Raw genomic sequence first — 17,306 nt, 5'->3', positions numbered from 1 at the left:
GCGCCGCGTCTAGCATGTCAGGCATTGCAACGAGCAAGGCGTGCGACGATGACGACTTCAAGCATGGGCACGATACCGGCGGGGCCGCCACGCTCTACCCGCGGGGCGCCGGCGGCGGTCGCGCTGGCCATCGCGGCCGGGACCGGCACCGGGATGGCACCGGCCGTGCTGGCCCAGCCGCCGGCATCCGAAGCGGCCCCGAGCCCGCTGCCCGAGGTCGTCGTCAGCGCCGAGCGGGTCAGCACCCTGGCGCGCACCACGCCCGTCTCGGTGGGCGTGGTCGACGCGCGCGAGATCGAGGCCAAGGGCGTGCTCGACCTGCAGGACGTGGCAGGCGTGGTGGCGGGGGTGTCGGTGCCGAACGGCTTCTCGAACATGCCGCAGGCGGTCGCCATCCGCGGCGTCGGGGCGTCGCTGCCGGCCATGAGCCAGGCGGTCGGCATCTACCTCGACGACGTGCCGCTGGTGCGTGGCTACGCGACCTCGGTCTGGGACTTGCCGGACATCGAACGCATCGAAGTGCTGCGCGGACCGCAAGGCACGCTATACGGCCAGAACTCATCGGGCGGCGCGGTCAAGTACGTGACCCGCGCGCCCGAGGCAGAGCGGGCCGCCTGGGTCGCCGTCGCTGCCGGCAACCCTGGGGCGCGTGAAGCGCGCGCCTACCTCAACGGCGCGCTCGGGCGCCCCGGCCTTGCCGGCAGCCTTGGCCTGTCGGGCCGCCGCACCGACGGCTTCGGCTACAACGCGGCGATCGAGCGCGACGTCAACCGGCTCGACACCGCGCAGTTCCAGGCCAAGCTGCGCTGGGCCGGCACGCCCGGCCTGGACGTGGTGCTGGCGCTGGACGGCCTGCGCGACCGCTCGGACAACAACACGCTCAATTACCCGCTCAACCATCCGCGCGCGGCGCCGCGCACCACCTTCACGACCGCCGGCATGGACGCGTTCCGGCGCATCGCCGGCGGCGGATCGCTGCGGCTCGTCAAGCGGCTGGCCGGTGGCCTCGAACTGCGCTCGATCACCGGCTACCGGCGCTATCGCGACGATCCGCTCCAGGCCGATTTCGGGGGCCTGGAAACGGCGCGCCTGACGATCGACCAGAAGGTGGAGCAGGAGGCGTTCTCGCAGGAGCTGCAGCTGCAGGGGCGCGGCCCGCGGCTGGCCTGGACCGCCGGGGCGATGCTGGTGCGCGACGAGTTCGAATTCCTGCGCCTGACGCATGCGCAGCCGCTGGCAGCGCCGGCCCCGATCCATTCGGATGCGGCGACGCGCCAGGTGACGCGCGACCTTGGCCTTTACGCCCAGGGCCGGCGCGCATTCGCTGGCGGTATCGGCCTCACCCTCGGCCTGCGCGCCTACCAGACGCGCCAGACCGGCAGCAACGGCTTCTGGCGCGTCGATGGCGCCGGCGTGCGCACCCAGCAGATCTACCGTGTGGACGACTTGTCGACCCGCAGTGCCGGCGTGCTGCCGCGCATCGCCGTCGACTACCAGTGGACCGGCGCCACCTACCTGTACGCGAGCTATGCGCGCGGCGAGAAGTTCGGCGGCTTCAACCGCGCGGCCGAATCGCTGGCGTCGGCGCGCCAGGCCACCGACCCGGAGCGGGTAAGCACCTTCGAAGCCGGCCTGAAGGGACGGTATGCGGGGGGCAAGGCCACACTGGCGCTGGCGCTGTTTCGCAACGATTACCACGATTATCTGGCGGGCCTGACCGGCGTGCGCATCGGCGGCATCCAATTGACCGACACGGTCCTGGTCAACGCCGGCCGGGCCAGCAGCCATGGCGTCGACCTCGACCTGGCGGTGGCGCTCGCGCCGCGCACGCGCTGGACCGTGTCGCTCGAAGCCCTCGCGTCTCGCTTCGACGAGTTCGCCAATCCGGGCGGCGCCGAGGCAGGGGATTATGTCGGCAACGCGCTGCCCAACGCACCAAGGCTGAGCGCGATCAGCGGCGTGAGCCACGTGCAGCCGCTGGCCGGTGGCGGCTCGCTCACGCTCGACCTGTCGGCAAAGTATGTGCGCGGCCATTATTCGGACGTGTCGAATGCCGCCCGGCTCGCCGTGCCGGCCCAGACCTACGTGAACCTGGCGGCCAGCTACCGGACGGCGGCGCGCGACTGGACACTGTCGCTGCGGGTCAGGAACCTGCAAGATCGGGCCTACCCGACGCTGCGCACCTTCATCGCGCCGCTCGGCATCGATTCTGCCTATTTCAACCCGCCGCGTACCGTTTTGCTGACCGCGCGCCGTGATTTCTGAGGCGGCGCGCGGCGTGCCTAGCGCGCGGTGACCTCGTCGGTCGTGCGCATGGCGGCATACGCAAACCCGAGCGCCGCCATGAAGGCGGCGTGGGCATGCGCCGCCGGCACCTTGACCCCGTCGAATTCCAGGTCGCGCGAGGCGCAGGCGTCGTGCACCACAGTGACCTTGAAGCCGAAGTCGTTGGCGGCGCGGGTGCAGGCGTCGACGCACATATGGCTCATGGCGCCGCAGATGACGACTTCGTCGACGCCGTGGCCGCGCAGGATGTCCAGCAGGGCGGTGTCGCGGAAGGAGTTGATGTGGTGCTTGAGCAGCACGGGCTCGCCTTCGACCGGCGCGGCCGACGGGTGGATCGCGGCGCCCTCGGAGCCGGGCGCGAAAAAGGGCGCGCTGGCGGCGTCGGGGAATTCGTGGCGGATGTGGACGACCGGCGTGTCGCGGCTGCGGTAGTGGCTCAGCAGGCGCCCGACATTGGCGCTGGCCGCCTCCATCCTGGCCAGCTCCCAGCGGCCGTCGGGAAAATAGTCGTTTTGGACGTCGATGACGATCAGGGCTTGCTTGCTCATGATGATTCCTCGTGGTGGTGGTGGGGGTGGGTGGTTGCGGAAATGGCGGAAAATTGCTCGAGCAGGTGCTCGGTCGCGACCAGCTGGTGGGCATAGCTGGAGGCATTGAGGTCGTGGGCGGCGCGCAGCGCGGCGTTGCTGAAGGCGGCGGTGGCGTCGTGCACCAGCGTGACGTGGTAGCCCAGCTCGGAGGCGGCGCGTCCGGTGCCCTCGATGCAGGTGTTGGCGACCAGGCCCACCAGCACCACATGGGTGACGGCGCGCTGGCGCAGTTGCAGGTCGAGATCGGTATTGGCGAAGCCGCTGCTGGACCAGTGTTCCTTGACCACCAGCTCGCCCGCCAGCGGGCCGATGGCGGGATGCCACTCGCCGCCCCATTCGCCGCGCTGGAACACGAGGGCGCGCGCGCTGCCGGCCTGGTAGGGCGTGGCGAAGCGCCAGGCGTCCAGGTCGCCCGGCGCATAGCGGTGGTGCGGCACGGTCACCACCGGAATGCCGGCCGCGCGCGCGCCCTTGAGCACCGCGCTCAGGTTGCCGTGCAGCCTGGCCGCATTGCGCGTGGTGGCGATGCGCGGCCACAGCTTGCCGCCTTCGGACAAGAAGTCGTTATAGGGGTCGACCAGCAGCAATGCAGTGTGGCCGCGCGCCAGTTCGCTCTCGTTCATGCTCGCCCCCGGATGTGATTGACGGCTGCTACTGGTTGACCTTGCCCGGCAGCGTCAGTTTCCCGGACGCGACCTTGAACACGTCCGCCACGCACAGCAGCGGGCTATGGACGCTGGCGTTGACCCGCAGCGCCGCCGTGACGCCGTCGAAGCCCGCCGCCTCGACCACGCCGATATCGTCGAACGGCACCTTGACCTCGAGCGACTCGGCCCTGAACAACGGGCTCCAGCCGGGACTGTCGAGCAGGATCGGAAAGCCGGGCCAGGTCTTGGGCAGGCGCGGCTTGGCGCCCTCGGGGATGTCGACCACCTTCAGCGCATCCTTGCCGCAGGCGTCGTCCTTGGTCAGCACCACCCAGTGCGAATGCCACAGGTTGCCGTCGTTGCCGAGGTCGCCGTCGCCGTTCTCGTCGTACAGCGGGGTGTCGTCGAAGTCGGGATGCGACGTGACGGCAAAGGCCAGGATGCCGGCCCGGCTTTCGAAGCCGACCACATAAGGATCGATGGTGGTGGGCCAGACATACGAGAACACGGTGCTGCCGCCCAGCTTGCCCGACTTGGCGGGATAGGTCTTGCCAGCCTTGCCGGACACCGCCACGTGGAAGGTGGCGATATTGCCCTCGGTGGTGATTTTCGTGTGGATGATGTCATAGTCGGCCTTGACCCCCCTGGCGCCGGTGCTCTGGATCCCGCCCTTGTGGCTTTCGTGGGCGGCAGCGGTGCAGGCGGCAAGGGCAAGGGTAGCGGCGAGGATGGTGCGCGTTGCGGTCATGATGGATCCCTGTTGGTCTGTATAGTCATGAGGTGTGTTGCAGCGACTGCCAACGAGCTTATGCGCCCCGCATCCTGCCGGCTGTAAAGACGTGTGATGAAATGTTCCTCTAGGGCGCTGCCGCCACCAATGGGAGAGACCGGATGCTTGCGCCGGAACGGGCGCACGCCGTTTCACGAGGATTTACTGTGGCGGCGCGTGGTCCGACCTTAGTATCGATGCATGGTCCGGGGCAGACGCGCCCTGGCGATCCACCAGGGAGATGCGCCATGAAAGTCAAGGATTCCGTCGTACTCATCACCGGGGCCAATCGGGGCCTGGGCCGCGCCTGGGCCCGGCTATTGCTCGAAGCCGGCGCGCGCCAGGTCTTCGCCGGCGCCCGCGATCCGCGCGCCATCGACCTGCCCGACGTGATTCCCCTCGAGCTCGACATCACCCGGCCGGAACAGGTGCGGCGCGTAGCGGCCGAATGCGGCGAAGTGACCCTGCTGGTCAACAATGCCGGCATCGTGCGCGGGGGCGACCTGCTCGACGACGAGGCGCCCGAGCGTGCCAGACAAGAGCTCGACACCAACCTGTTCGGCACCCTGGCCATGTGCCGCGCCTTCGCTCCCATCCTCGGCGCCAACGGCGGCGGCGCCATCGTCAATGTGTTGTCGGTCCTGAGCTGGATCAGCATCCCGGGCGGCGCCACCTACAGCATCTCCAAGGCGGCCACCTGGTCGATGACCAATGGCGTGCGCATCGCCCTCAAGCGGCAGGGCACGCAGGTGGTCGGCGTGCATGTCGCCTTCATGGATACCGACATGACCGCCGGCATCGATGCGCCGAAGGCGTCGCCGCTGGACGTCGTGGCCCAAACCCTCGCCGCCCTCGAGGCCGGGCAAGACGAAGTGCTGGCCGATGCGCTCACGCGCGATGTCAAGCGCGGGCTTTCGCTCGAACGGGGCATCTATCTCGATGCCGCGGGCTGATTCCGGCGCCATGCAATCCGGGCTGGCCGATCGGCCTGCGGTGGTCTACAGTGAATCAAGGTGGCCGGCCGTCCCGGCAGCCACGTCGCCAGGAGCGAACAGATGAGCATTTCTTACCTGCGGGTTGCGCAGACACGCCAGCATCCGAGCGAGCGCCTGCAGGCGCGTCGCAACATCCTGCGCGACGCGCATGACGAGAATGCGCTCGACGAAGCGCTGGCCGAATCCTTCCCGGCCAGCGACCCGGTCGCCGTCGCCATCAGTACGGCGGTCCCCGGGCGGGCGTGCGCTACGCCCTCGCGCGACAAGCCGTCCTGAGTGCAAGCGCGCGCCCTCATCCGTGACGAACCCTGCACTTGGTCGCCCGGCATCGGAAGCCAGGCGGTTTCCGTCGCTCCCGGCAGGCGGTGGCGGGGCATCCAAGAACCAAGATTGCCGGGTCTACGACCATCACCATCGACGGCAGGGCGGCATCGCCAATCCCAGCCGGTCCGGACACATGTGCCGGCCCATCTGGACATGCCGCAGATCGAGTGATGCGGCTTGCTATCCCAGATCCGCCAGGCGCGGGCCGGAATGCGCGGCGTGGGCGAAATCGGCATCACGGGCACGATGGCGGCGATCGCGATCGCGGTCTGCAACGCCTGCGGCAAGCCGGTGAGACCTGCCGATCACGCTCGACAAGCTGCTGCGATGCGGCTGCGGGGGCGGCCCGCCCTTATTTCGAGATGCGCAGGATGGAAGACGCCAGGCGCGAAAAGCAGGGCGTCAGGTCGGCGTCGGTCGCCGCGTAGCAATACATGCCGACCGGCTGGGACGGGTTCTGGCAGCGCGCCGGCGCGTCGGGGGTGTTGGCCATGCACTTCAAGATCGTCTCGCCGTTGCTGGTCGTATCGCTGGCCACGACCTCCTTCAGGCCCGCGCCGAAACCCAGCGTGAACACGTAGACGCCTTCGCTGCGCGCCTTCGCCGCCACGCTCTCGGCGAGGTTGCGTGATGCGCGAAGGATATTGCGCTCGAATGCGGCAGGCGTGCTGATATCGGCGGTGACCTGGCGCGGCGTGTTCGTCACCACGGCAAACTCGCGTACCGAGCTGCTGCGTCCGTTGTACCAGTCCGGCAGGCGACGCACCGCCGGCACCGTCTCGGTGCGCCAGGTAAGAAACGAAAAGGACGATCTCCAGACCTTGCAGCCTTCGGTGATGACGCGCGGTTGGCTCGACGCGAGGTTGGACAGGCCGCCGTCGTTGAGCACGCGGTCGAGCGCGCCCGCGGTCTTGCAATCGTTGGCGTTGATGAATTCGGGCAGGGCCCCGAAGGATGTCGGCGCGCCGTCCGAGAAGAAAACGATGACCCGCATCGTCGAGCGGTTGCCCGAGGGAACCGAGTTCAGCTGGCGGCGCGCTTCCCACATGCCTTCGAAGGACGAGGTGCCGCCGTCGAAGACATAGCCATTGATGGCGCGGTTCATGGCGGGGCGGTCGAATCCGCGCTCCGACGGCTTGATGGGACTATCCGTTTCGACGCCGGCGGCGAAGTGGATCAGCGCTACCCGGTCCTGGGTCACGTTGAACCGGTTCAGGAAGCTCGTCGAGGACGACTTGACGGTGGCCGCGGAAGTCTTGAGCGATCCCGAGGTGTCGATCACCAACGCCATGTCCAGGTCGTTGCGGATGGTCTGCGCCGACGCCACTGGCGTCAACGATTCGAAGCCCAGTACCTGCATGATCGACACCGGCATTTTCGCATCGGCGGTGACGTCGATCACCGCCTGGCCCCCATTGAACGTCACGCTGGTGTTCAGGATCCTGGGTGACGACAGCAGATAATTGGTGGGGATATTGGCGGCAAAGAAATCCTTTGCCGCGGCGACCGCGTTGTCGATCTGCTCTTTCTGGTTGGCGCCGGTCGTAACCGCGCGGGCGCCGGCCAGCGCGGCCGAATCGACCGCCGCATTCAGGCGCGCCTTGACCAGGTAGGCCAGGCCGGCGTCGATCGCCAGGCCGACCACCCCAAGGAGGACCATCATGGAAATGGCCACCATGATGGCGATTGCGCCGCGCTGGCGGTAAAGAATCGGGGACATATCAGAATACGCTCATGGAATACAGGTCGGGCCCGAACACGGGAAGGGCATTCTTGCCGAACGTGAAGGCATTGACCAGCATGTCGAATTTGTAGAAGGTCTCGACCACGTACACGATCTCGCCATCGTCGAGTTTGCCGGTCAGCACGGCTGCGGCCGGCCGCGACGTGCCGCTGATCGACGTGCATTTGCCGCGGTTGTTCCAGGCGTTGCAGGCGTGGATGCGGCTGGCCGGCTGGTAGCTGCTCCTGCGGGCGCCGAGATTGCGGGCGGCGTCGTCCCAGCGGTACTGGTCCAGCACGACGCTGCGGGTCGTGCCCACGCCCATCACGCGCGTGATGACCATCATTCCCTGCTGGTTGACGTTGAGCGGCGGCGCGCTGGCCATCACGGCGTAGATGATGTCCTGGCTGCCGTCCTCGAGGTCGGTGCTGCCGCGCGCGGCCAGGTTGGCGCCTTCGCGCGCGATATTCGTCATGATGATGTTCGCCTGCAGCGCGCGGGCGCCGTCGATGGCGCACAGGGCCAGGATCACCAGCATGGGCAGCAGCAGGGCAAGCTCGACCGCGGCAATGCCGCGCTGCCGGCAGCGGTTTTTCGGTACAGTAAGGCCAGCGCGCCCGGCTTCCGTGGGCATCACGGGAAGATCTCGTTGCGCATGGTGGCCGCCACCGTGAAGCGGTAGACGCCATTGGTGAAGAAGCTCGACAGCAGCGGCGTCGTCACCGGCCAACCACAGTCGAGCTGGATGACGACGATGTCGCCAGGCGCGCCGAACATGCCGTTATTGAACGTCGTGGTCGAATACCTGGTGCCGTTGACCGAGATCCGGGGATCAAGGCGCTCGTACATGCCGAGCGCGTTGTTCTGGATCTTGGCGATGACGTTGGCGTAGCGCTGCTGGTTGCCGGTCGCCGATTCGGCGTTGCGGCCCGTGATCGCGAAGCGGGCGCCCTCGCGCACCGCATATTGCATCGTGAGCGTGGCGAAGAACATCATGCTCAGCTCGATGATCGCAACGAGCACCAGCAAGAAGACCGGTGCGATGATCGCCATCTCGACGAGTGTGGCGCCGGATTGACGGCGGGGCGTGGAATACATCGTTATTCTGGCAATTTTACGGAAAGTGGCAGGGCGTATGCGGTAAGCTTCGGGGATTCTACAGGGCAAAAATCATTTCCCGTGTCGCTATTAAAAATGATTCAACGCCTTTGTCGGCGCCATACAACATGACTTGGTTAGCCAGCTTCCTTCATTCCTTTGTTCGACCAGCCTTCCTGACGCGCACAGGGCAGAACGCCAGCGGGCAACGCGTCGCCTCGGCCGACGCCGAGGTCTGGATGGTGTTCGGCATGCGCGTGCTGCTGTCCGTCTCCGCATTGCTCACCCTGTATATCGGACCCGGCGGCGTGACATTGACGGGCCACTGGACCTGGCTCGTGTTTGCCGCCTATGTCCTGCACAGCCTGACCTTGCTCGCGATCGCCGGCTATCGCGCCGGGCTCTCGCATGGACCGCTGGTGTACTGGATCGATATCGGCTGGTACGGCCTCATCATCTGGGCCAGCGGCGGCACGGCAAGCCCGTTCTTTTCGTTCTTCTTCTTCGCCATCCTGGCCACCTCGTTCCGCCATGGCTTCGACGCCGGCGCCAAGCTGACCCTGGGCTCGGTCGCCGTGGTGGCGCTGTCGGTGCTGGCGGCCCAGGGCCTGGCCTCGCTCCATATCCTGCTGCTACGTGCGACCTTCATGCTGGCGCTGGGCTATATGGTCGCGTTCTGGGGGGGGCTGGCGGTCGACCAGCGCCGGCGCCTGGCGCTGCTGCGTGACGTCAGCCGCCTGTCCAACCCGCGCTTCGGGGTGCAGCACACGCTCGATTCGCTGATGGAAAAAATCCTGCGTTTCTATGGCGGCGACACCTGCGTGCTCCTGATGCAGGATAGCCACGAGCGCTGGACGATGAATACGGCCCACCATCCCAGGAGCGGGCGCGCGATCGGCCGCAGCCGGCCGGATGCGGACGACATCGCGCCTTTGATGCAGCTGGGCGACGGCGCCATCCTCTACCGCGCTTCCCCGCGCCACTTCGGGCTGTTCGTGCTGGGCGCGGCCACCGCGCTGCGCCAGGGAAGCGGCAAGCCCGACTGGCACAAGGCCGACCGTGGCGCCTGCGGCCACGTTGCCGACCTGCTGGACGCCGGGGGCTTCGTCAGCGCCTCGCTTCCATTGCGCAAGGGCAGCGGCCGCATCTTCGTGACGGGCGAGCGCTTCAAGCGCAACGACGCCAGCTTCCTGAAGCACATCGTGCAGCAGGCCTTCCCGGTCATCGAAACCATCGACCTGCTCGACCGGCTGGCGTCCGAAGCCGCTTTCCGCGAGCGCCAGACCATCGCCCGCGACCTGCACGACAGCACCATCCAGCCCTATATCGGCCTGCGCCACGCGGTGGCGGCGATCCGCAACCAGGCTGGCGACGCCAGCCCGGTTGCGCCCGAACTCGATCGACTGATGGACATGTGTACGGGGGTGATCGGCGACATGCGCGACTTTGCCCAGCGCTTTCGCAGCGGGCGCCAGGAGGAGCCGGAACTCCTGATCGCCTTGCGGCGCCAGTTGCACCAGGTGGAGACTTTCTATGGCCTGGACGTGATGCTGGAGATGCATGCCGACAGCATGATCAACGACCGCATGGCGGCCGAGGTGTTCCAGATCGTTACCGAAGGCGTCAACAATATCTGCAAGCATACCCGGGCGCGCACGGCCGGCGTCGTGGTGGAGGAAGGGGGCGGCATGCTCGCCATCGACATCTTCAATCCGGCGACCGTGCCCGGACAGGCGCCGCTGCCGTTCGTGCCGCGCTCGATCGCGGAACGGGCCCAGGGCCTGGGCGGCAAGCTGGACGTGGAGGCCGACGGCCGCCAGACCCTGCTGCGCATCCGCATTCCGATCTGATAACAATATGCTCCAAGGAGAGAAATGACCATCCGTATCCTGCTGGTCGACGACCATAAGACCATGCTGTGGGGCCTCGAGCGCCTGATCCAGGCCGAGGGCGAGGCCTTCCAGCTGGTCGGCAGCGCCAGCGACGGCGCCGAGGCCAGGGCCCTGTGCGCCGAATTCAAGCCCGATGTCGTGCTGCTCGACCTCGACCTGAAAGGCAGCAGCTCGATCGATTTTTTGCCGGTGCTGCTGGAAAACGGGTCGACCAGGGTCGTGATCCTGAGCGCCAACCGCGACCAGTCCACACTGGCGGCGGCCGTCAAGGCCGGCGCGCGCGGCGTCGTCAGCAAGGAAGCGCCGACCGACGACGTGCTCGCGGCCGTGCGCAAGGTGCATGGCGGCGAGCTGTGGCTCGACCAGTCGCTCATGCAGGTATTGCTGGGCCAGCTGATCGCCCCGGGCCCGAAGGCCGACCCGGAGGCCCAGCGTATCGCGTCGCTGACCGCGCGCGAGCGCGAGGTGATCGGCATGATCGTGCGGGGCAAGGGCGCCCTGAACAAGGACCTGGCCGAGCGCGCCTTCATCTCGGAGCGCACGCTGCGCAACCACCTGACCACCATCTACCAGAAGCTGGATGTCGCGAACCGGCTCGAATTGTACGTCTACGCCACCAAGCACGGCCTCTCCTGACGCGCTTCCCGCCGGCGCCTCCGTGGGCGCCGCGCCCTGTCGGTCTCTTCCCACAAGGCGTCTAGGACATATGTCCTAGACCGCCCCGGCAACAAGTCCCCCCCAAAAAGGTAGTTTTGACGGATGGCAACAATTTGGCCGGTCCGTAAGATTCAACTCATGCGCTGCGTATCGTTTCACACGGTACGGCGGCAAGGGGACAGGAGCGAACGTGTACGACATCGAACAGAAGCGGGAAGACAATCCGGAGCTGCAGTATGAACGAAGCGGCAGCCCGGCGATGTCGTACCTGGTCCTGAGCGTCCTGCTCGCAGTCGTCTGTTTCATCGCGGCGATGGCCGTGTGGACGAGCGCATAAAGCCCAACTTATCTACTACTTCAAAGGAATTCTCATGAACTTCATCGCCAACCTGATCAAAGAAGAAGACGGCGTCACCGCGATCGAGTACGCACTGATCGCCGCGCTCGTCGCTGGCGCCATCATCGTCGCAGTGACGGCGCTTGGCACCAGCATCACCGGGCTGTTCAACAAATTGGCTGACCTCATCAATACAAATACTCCGAAGTGATTCGTGACATCTAGGCCGCCACGGTGGCCAGCCATCCGGCGCGAAGTCTCGCGCCGGATTTTTTTTGACCGGAGTCCGTCTTGACAATCCTGCCATTCCTGCTGCTGTTCGCGCTGCTGGGCGCCGCCGTCCGGCACGACGTGCGTGCGCGCCGGATCCCGAATGCGATCGTGTTTCCCGGCATGCTGGGCGCATTTCTGCTGCACACGCTGCTGCCGGCCGGGCAGGGACTGTTTGCGTCGCAGATGGGCGGCCTGGGACTGATGCAGTCGCTCGGTGGTTGGGGCCTGGGCCTGGCACTGCTGCTGCCGATGTATGCGCTGCGCATGATGGGTGCGGGTGACGTCAAGCTGCTGGCGATGGTCGGCGCCTTTGTCGGCGCCGGCCAGATCCTGACCGTCGGCCTGGTCACGCTGGTGGCGGGCGGCGCGCTGGCGCTGGTGTTCGCGGCCTGGCAGGGCAAGCTGCGGCGCCTGGTGGGCAATGCCTACCACATGACCATGCACAGCGCCTTCTCGGCCCTGGGCGGGCACTTCGCTGCGCCGCCGAACCCGCCGGAAGCGGCCAGCGGCCGGCTGCCTTACGCGGTGGCGATTGCTGCGGCGACGGCCGGCTGCGTGCTGTGGATCCGGGCCTGCGGGGAGTTGCCGCTGTGAGCGGTGCACTGCTGGCGCCGGCCAACGCCCGTGCCCCGCGTACGGTGGAGGATACTGGCCTGCCTTTCCTGTTTCTGGCCGAGCTGATCTCGAAGGTCCTGTACCAGCGCGGCCAGCTGCGCCTGGCGGAGCTCGCGAGCCACCTGAAACTCAATGTCAGCGTCATCGATCCGCTGGTCGGCTTCCTGCGCACCGAAAAACTGTGCGAGATCGCCCGCGTCGGCAACAGTGGCACCGACGCCGACCTGTCGTACATCCTGACCGATGGCGGCCGTGCGCGCGCCGCCGGCGCCATTGCACGCAACGCCTACGCGGGGCCGGCGCCGGTGACGCTGGCCTGCTACACCGCCCAGGTGGCGGCCCAGAGCGTGGCGGCACTGCAGGTCACGCGCACCTCGATGGCCGCCGCTTTCACCGGTATCGTCGTCAACCCATTGGTGCTCGACCAGCTGGGCGCGGCCATGAATTCGGGCCGTGCTGTTTTCCTGCACGGCCTGGCCGGCAGCGGCAAGACGTACCTGGCCGAGCGCCTGCGCGAGCTGCTGGCCGGAACCATATCCGTGCCGCACGCCCTGATGGTGGACGGCGAGGTGATTCCGTTCTTCGACGCCGCGCACCATGTGGCGGCCGACGAGGCGGGAGTGCCTGGTGTCGGCCTCGACCGCGGCAGCGCGCCCGACGCGCGCTGGCTGCGCGGCGTGCGCCGACCGGCGGCGATGGCCGGCGGCGAGCTGACGCTGGACATGCTCGACCTCCGGTTCGACCCGCACACCCGCCTGTACCAGGCGCCGCCGCACCTGAAATCGAACAACGGCATCTTCATCATCGACGACCTGGGACGCCAGCGCTGTACACCGGAAGCGCTGATGAACCGCTGGATCGTGCCGATGGACCGCAACGTCGATTACCTGACCCTGCACACCGGCCACACGTTCCAGATCCCGTTCGACGTGATCGTTGTCTTCTCGTCGAATTTCGTGCCCCAGCGCCTGTCGGATGGCGCCTTCCTGCGCCGCCTGGGCTACAAGATCGAGGTGCCGCCGGCATCGGCGCAGGAGTATGCGACGTTGTTCCGCCAGGCCTGCGCCAGCGTCGGCGTGGCATTCGACAGCGCGGTATTCGACTACCTGCTGGCGCGCCACGACGAGCGCAAGGTGCCGTTGCTGGCTTGCTATCCGCGCGACCTGATGCGCCAGCTGCGCGACCTGGCGCGCTATGAAGAGCAAACCCCGGCGCTGTCACGCCGCACCATCGACTGGGCCTGGGATAACTATTTTGCCGCCGGCAGCGCCGGCCGCCCCCTAGAGACCGAACGCCGCGATCGCGGCACTGTGGAGTACGAGAATGCGTAATTCGAGAGCAATCCTGATCATCGGCGTGGCTTTGCTGCTGGCCTTGGGCGCCGTGGTGATGGCGGCCAAGTGGATGGGCGAGCAAGGCCCGTCCGGCAGCCAGGTGGTCGTGGCGGTCGCGAACATCAACCAGGGTTCGCGCCTGGCGCCGACCAGCTTGCAGCTGGCCGAGTGGCCGGCGACCTCGGTGCCGCCGGGGGCCATCACCGACCTCAAGGCGCTCGAGGGCCGCATCGCGCGTGCCGAGATCCTGGTGGGCGAACCGATCCTCGAATCGAAGCTGGCGCCGAAAGGCACCCTCGGCGGCCTGTCGTCGGTGGTCAGCGCCGGCAAGCGCGCCATGACGGTGCGTGTCAACGATGTGGTCGGCGTGGCCGGCTTCGCGCTGCCGGGCAACTACGTCGACATCCTGGTCAATATGCGGGCCACCGGCGGCGACCTGGCCGGCTCGGGGGCGATCTCCAAGATCGTGCTGGAGCGGATCCTGGTGCTGGCCGTGGCTCAGGAATCGACGGTCGACGACAGCAAGCCGCGCGTGGTGAACGCCGTGACCCTCGAACTGACGCCGGAGCAGGTGGAAAAACTCGACCTGGCGCGTTCGATCGGTGACCTGTCGCTGGTGCTGCGCAACCAGGTCGACCCGCAGCCGGCCGCTACCAGCGGCGCCACCCGCGAGTCGGTGCTGGGCCTGCCGGAACGCACCGCCGCCCAGCCGCCCGCGGCGCCAGCCCAGGAGCCGGCGCCGCGCGCTGCAGCCCTGGTGCGCCAGAGCGCCGCCCCGCGCGGCGACGGCGTGCTCGTGATCCGCGGCCTGGACGCCGCTTCGCAAAGCTTTTAAGTGACGACACCATCATGAACCAGACGTTCAAACCGACCCTGCTCGCTGCGAGCCTGACCTGCGCCCTGGCAATGAGCGCCGGCCTGGCGACCGCCGCCGACTGCATCGACCTGCGCAGCGACGCCGCCCCGCGCCTGGAACTGGTGCGCGGCAAATCGGTCATCAAGCGCTTTTGCACCCCCGCCAGCCAGGTCACCGTGGGCGATCCCCAAGTGGCCAACGTGGTGGTCCCGAACGCGGGCGAGGTGGTGATCGTGGCGCGCAGCGTCGGCACCACCAACCTGATCGTGTCGGGCCGCGACAAGAAATCGACCGTGATCGACATCGCCGTCGGCGTCGACACCGGGGCGCTGCGCAGCCAGTTCGACGCGCTGTTCCCGCAAGAGAAGGACATCCGCATCGGCAGCAGCGGCAATGCCCTGATCCTGTCGGGCATGGTGAGCGACGCCATCGTGGCCAGCCAGCTGGTGGAACTGGCCAACGCTTTTCAGGCCGCGGCGGTGCCATCCGGCGCTGGAGCGAATGCCGGCGCAGGCAGCCCGTCGCCGGCCGGCGTGGGCGCTCCGGCCGCCGCGGCCGGCGGCGGCGCTTCTTCCGCAGCCGGCGCCAAGGTGCTGAACATGCTGTCGATCGCGGCGCCGCAGCAGGTCATGCTCGAAGTGAAGATCGCCGAGGTGTCGAAATCATTGGTCGACCAGCTCGGCGCCAAGGCCGGCTTCAGCAAGACGAACGGCAGTTGGACCTATGGTATCGCCTCGGCCCTCCTGAGCGGCGGCGCCGGCAGCGTCGGCGGCGTCGGCACCGGCATTAAGGAACTCACGGTCGACGGCGAGAAGCGCGACGGCCTGGTCAAGATCCTGGCCGAGCCGAACGTGATGGCCATCAGCGGCCAGGAAGCCAGCTTCCTCGCCGGCGGCAAGATCTTCATCCCGGTGGCGCAGTCGGGCGCCGCCGGCGCCAACACCATCACGCTCGAAGAAAAGGAGTATGGCGTGGCGGTCAAGTTCATGCCTACCGTGCTGGCGGGCGGGCGCATCAACCTGCGCGTGGCGCCGGAAGTGTCGGAACTGAACCGCGAAGGCATCGGCATCAGCGCCAGCGGCGCGAGCAGCGGCGCGACCGCGATCCTGCCGTCGTTCACCACGCGCCGCGCCTCGACCACGGTGCAGCTGCTGGACGGTCAGAGCTTCGCCATCGGTGGCCTGATCCGCAACAACGTGACCAGCAGTATCAAGCGCTTCCCGTTCCTGGGCGAAGTACCTGTATTGGGTACCTTGTTTCGCAGCAGCGACTTCCAGAACGACCGCACCGAACTGGTGTTCATCGTGACGCCGCGCCTGGCCCGGCCGATGGAAGCCGTGCCGGCGCTGCCGACCGATAAATACGTGCCGCCGACCCGCACCGAGTTCCTGCTCGGCGGCCAGCACGAAGGCAAGAGCGCCGCTGGCGCCGCAACCTCGAAGGAATGACGATGAAGAAGACCCTGACCGCCAGCCTGCCGGCCTCCATGCTGGTTTCCCTGTGCATCCTTGCCGGCTGCGCCACCGACGGCCCGGCCACCGACGGCGAGTCGGTGCGCGCCATTTTTGCGAGCCAGGCCGCACCGGCGCAGCCGCGCGTGGAAGGCGGTCACGACGCGCGCGCCGCGGTCGCCGGCTACGCCAACTACCAGCAATCGTACGTGACGCCGACCGCGCTGGAAAACGCCAGCGCCTTCGGCAATAAATAAGAGACCAGCAAGAGAGCCCCCATGAAGATCGCAGTCCTTTCGCGCGACGAGCGCCACCTGATCGAGCTGTCGCGCCAGTTGCGCGCCCGGCCGGGCAGCGACGAAGTCGACATGATCGCCGGCACCGCCGCGCGCCTGGCGACCATGGCCGACGAGGCCGTGCCCGACCTCCTGATCGTCGATACGCCGCGCGCCGACGAGGGCGAACTCGAGCAGCTCGAGCGCCTGGGCCACCTGTTCCCGCGCATGGTCTTCATCGTGCTGTCCGAAGACCTGTCGCAGGACTTCCTGCTGCGCGCGATGCGCGCCGGGGTGCGCGAAGTGCTGGTCGCCAAGCCACTGCCGGCCGAGCTGGTCGCGGCAGTCGACCACGTCGCCGAGAAGCTGGGCAGCCAGGGCGCGGCCCAGGGCCGGGTGCTGGCCTTCATTTCGTGCAAGGGCGGCAGCGGCTCGACCTTCCTCGCTACCAATCTGGCCTATGCCCTGAGCGCCGGCGGCGCCAAGCGCGTGGCCCTGATCGACGTGAACCTGCAGTTCGGCGACGCCTCGCTGTTCGTGTCCGACAACAAGCCGCTGGCCACGCTGTCGGACGTCGCGACCCAGATCCATCGTCTGGATCCGTCGTTCCTGTCCTCGAGCATGGTCAGCGTGACGCCAAACTTCAGCGTGCTGGCCGCGCCGTCCGACCCGGCCCACGCCAGCGACGTCAAGCCCGAACACATCGACGCCATCCTCAAGCTGGCGCGCCGCCAGTACGATTTCATCGTGCTCGACGTCGGCCGCAGCCTGGATCCGGTCAGCATCCGCGCGCTGGATCATGCGGACACGATCTATCCGGTGCTGCAGACGACCTTGCCGTATATCCGCGACGGCAAGCGCCTGCTGACGGTGTTTCGCAACCTCGAATACGGCAACGACAAGGTCGAGCTGATCGTCAACCGCCATGACAACAACAGCGATATCCGCCTGAAGGACCTCGAGGAGGCGTTCGACACGACGAACCTGCGCACGATGCCGAACCACTACGACGCGGCCGCCAAGTCGGTCAACCAGGGCGTGCCGGTCACGCGCCTGGCGCCGGACAGCCAGTTGAGCATGGCCCTGATGTCGATGGCGCGCGGCCTGACCGGCGAAGCCGCCCCCGAGCAGGCTGCCGGCCTGATGGCGCGCCTGTTCAAGCGCCGCAAGACCGACGTCTAGTC

At 67.5% G+C, this 17,306-nt stretch carries 19 protein-coding genes; 13 read left to right on the top strand and 6 right to left on the bottom strand.

Annotation, left to right across the window (positions count from 1 at the left end):
* Positions 1-48: 48 nt before the first annotated feature.
* On the top strand, positions 49-2,265 hold the full coding sequence (locus tag AC56KW_RS04680) for a TonB-dependent receptor (protein WP_497169571.1): 2,217 nt from the start codon (positions 49-51) through the stop codon (positions 2,263-2,265).
* Positions 2,266-2,282: 17 nt separating this feature from the next.
* On the opposite strand, the gene AC56KW_RS04675 is transcribed toward AC56KW_RS04680, so the two are convergent.
* The 3 genes from AC56KW_RS04675 to AC56KW_RS04665 are packed head-to-tail and all read right to left on the bottom strand — an operon-like array spanning position 2,283 to position 4,271.
* Positions 2,283-2,834 (bottom strand): cysteine hydrolase family protein, encoded by a 552-nt coding sequence (locus AC56KW_RS04675; protein WP_497169570.1) that lies wholly within the window; start codon positions 2,832-2,834, stop codon positions 2,283-2,285.
* Positions 2,831-3,499 carry a cysteine hydrolase family protein gene (locus AC56KW_RS04670; RefSeq protein WP_497169569.1) on the bottom strand — a complete coding sequence of 223 codons (669 nt, stop codon included), beginning with the start codon at positions 3,497-3,499 and terminating at the stop codon, positions 2,831-2,833. The genes AC56KW_RS04675 and AC56KW_RS04670 overlap by 4 nt, the downstream gene beginning before the upstream one ends.
* Before the next feature lie 28 nt (positions 3,500-3,527).
* The gene (locus tag AC56KW_RS04665; RefSeq protein ID WP_497169568.1) at positions 3,528-4,271 is read right to left on the bottom strand and encodes a hypothetical protein; all 744 of its coding nucleotides are present in this window, start codon (positions 4,269-4,271) and stop codon (positions 3,528-3,530) included.
* 269 nt (positions 4,272-4,540) lie between these two features.
* Here AC56KW_RS04665 and AC56KW_RS04660 point away from each other — a divergent pair, with 269 nt between their 5' ends.
* Together AC56KW_RS04660 and AC56KW_RS04655 are read left to right on the top strand one after the other, a co-directional pair.
* A complete protein-coding gene (locus tag AC56KW_RS04660) occupies positions 4,541-5,245 on the top strand; it encodes an SDR family oxidoreductase (RefSeq protein ID WP_497169567.1) in 705 nt (234 codons plus the stop codon).
* A gap of 102 nt (positions 5,246-5,347) precedes the next feature.
* Positions 5,348-5,563 (top strand): hypothetical protein, encoded by a 216-nt coding sequence (locus tag AC56KW_RS04655; RefSeq protein ID WP_497169566.1) that lies wholly within the window; start codon positions 5,348-5,350, stop codon positions 5,561-5,563.
* Positions 5,564-5,963: 400 nt separating this feature from the next.
* Here the strand turns inward: AC56KW_RS04655 and AC56KW_RS04650 are convergent, their stop codons facing one another.
* The 3 genes from AC56KW_RS04650 to AC56KW_RS04640 are packed head-to-tail and all read right to left on the bottom strand — an operon-like array spanning position 5,964 to position 8,432.
* Positions 5,964-7,331: a VWA domain-containing protein gene (locus AC56KW_RS04650; protein ID WP_497169565.1), complete on the bottom strand. Its 1,368-nt coding sequence runs from the start codon at positions 7,329-7,331 to the stop codon at positions 5,964-5,966.
* A gap of 1 nt (position 7,332) precedes the next feature.
* Positions 7,333-7,968 (bottom strand): TadE/TadG family type IV pilus assembly protein, encoded by a 636-nt coding sequence (locus tag AC56KW_RS04645; protein WP_497169865.1) that lies wholly within the window; start codon positions 7,966-7,968, stop codon positions 7,333-7,335.
* Positions 7,968-8,432, bottom strand: a complete 465-nt coding sequence (locus tag AC56KW_RS04640) for a TadE/TadG family type IV pilus assembly protein (protein ID WP_497169564.1) — start codon at positions 8,430-8,432, stop codon at positions 7,968-7,970. The genes AC56KW_RS04645 and AC56KW_RS04640 overlap by 1 nt, the downstream gene beginning before the upstream one ends.
* A 128-nt stretch (positions 8,433-8,560) precedes the next feature.
* On the opposite strand from AC56KW_RS04640, the gene AC56KW_RS04635 reads away from it, so the two are divergent.
* From AC56KW_RS04635 to AC56KW_RS04590, 10 genes are all read left to right on the top strand, one after another.
* Positions 8,561-10,282 carry a sensor histidine kinase gene (locus AC56KW_RS04635; protein WP_497169563.1) on the top strand — a complete coding sequence of 574 codons (1,722 nt, stop codon included), beginning with the start codon at positions 8,561-8,563 and terminating at the stop codon, positions 10,280-10,282.
* Between the two features lie 24 nt (positions 10,283-10,306).
* Positions 10,307-10,960, top strand: coding sequence for a response regulator (locus AC56KW_RS04630; RefSeq protein ID WP_497169562.1), 654 nt, complete (start codon positions 10,307-10,309; stop codon positions 10,958-10,960).
* A gap of 211 nt (positions 10,961-11,171) precedes the next feature.
* Positions 11,172-11,318 (top strand): hypothetical protein, encoded by a 147-nt coding sequence (locus tag AC56KW_RS04625; RefSeq protein WP_497169561.1) that lies wholly within the window; start codon positions 11,172-11,174, stop codon positions 11,316-11,318.
* Positions 11,319-11,352: 34 nt separating this feature from the next.
* Positions 11,353-11,529, top strand: coding sequence for a Flp family type IVb pilin (locus tag AC56KW_RS04620; RefSeq protein WP_497169560.1), 177 nt, complete (start codon positions 11,353-11,355; stop codon positions 11,527-11,529).
* Between the two features lie 80 nt (positions 11,530-11,609).
* Positions 11,610-12,185, top strand: coding sequence for an A24 family peptidase (locus AC56KW_RS04615; protein ID WP_497169559.1), 576 nt, complete (start codon positions 11,610-11,612; stop codon positions 12,183-12,185).
* The gene (locus AC56KW_RS04610; RefSeq protein WP_497169558.1) at positions 12,182-13,537 is read left to right on the top strand and encodes a DUF8689 domain-containing protein; all 1,356 of its coding nucleotides are present in this window, start codon (positions 12,182-12,184) and stop codon (positions 13,535-13,537) included. Before AC56KW_RS04615 ends, AC56KW_RS04610 begins: the two co-directional genes overlap by 4 nt.
* Positions 13,530-14,375: a Flp pilus assembly protein CpaB gene (gene cpaB / locus AC56KW_RS04605; protein ID WP_497169557.1), complete on the top strand. Its 846-nt coding sequence runs from the start codon at positions 13,530-13,532 to the stop codon at positions 14,373-14,375. Before AC56KW_RS04610 ends, cpaB begins: the two co-directional genes overlap by 8 nt.
* Before the next feature lie 14 nt (positions 14,376-14,389).
* Entirely contained in the window at positions 14,390-15,844 is a 1,455-nt protein-coding gene (locus AC56KW_RS04600; RefSeq protein WP_497169556.1) for a type II and III secretion system protein family protein, read from the top strand.
* Positions 15,845-15,846: 2 nt separating this feature from the next.
* Positions 15,847-16,104 (top strand): hypothetical protein, encoded by a 258-nt coding sequence (locus AC56KW_RS04595; RefSeq protein ID WP_497169555.1) that lies wholly within the window; start codon positions 15,847-15,849, stop codon positions 16,102-16,104.
* Between the two features lie 21 nt (positions 16,105-16,125).
* Positions 16,126-17,304: a CpaE/TadZ family protein gene (locus AC56KW_RS04590; protein WP_497169554.1), complete on the top strand. Its 1,179-nt coding sequence runs from the start codon at positions 16,126-16,128 to the stop codon at positions 17,302-17,304.
* Positions 17,305-17,306: the final 2 nt, after the last annotated feature.

This window comes from Telluria sp. RT2P19 (genome assembly GCF_059685725.1).
Note: the sequence above shows the minus strand (reverse complement) of the source record. Positions and strands in the feature narration are given on the sequence as shown.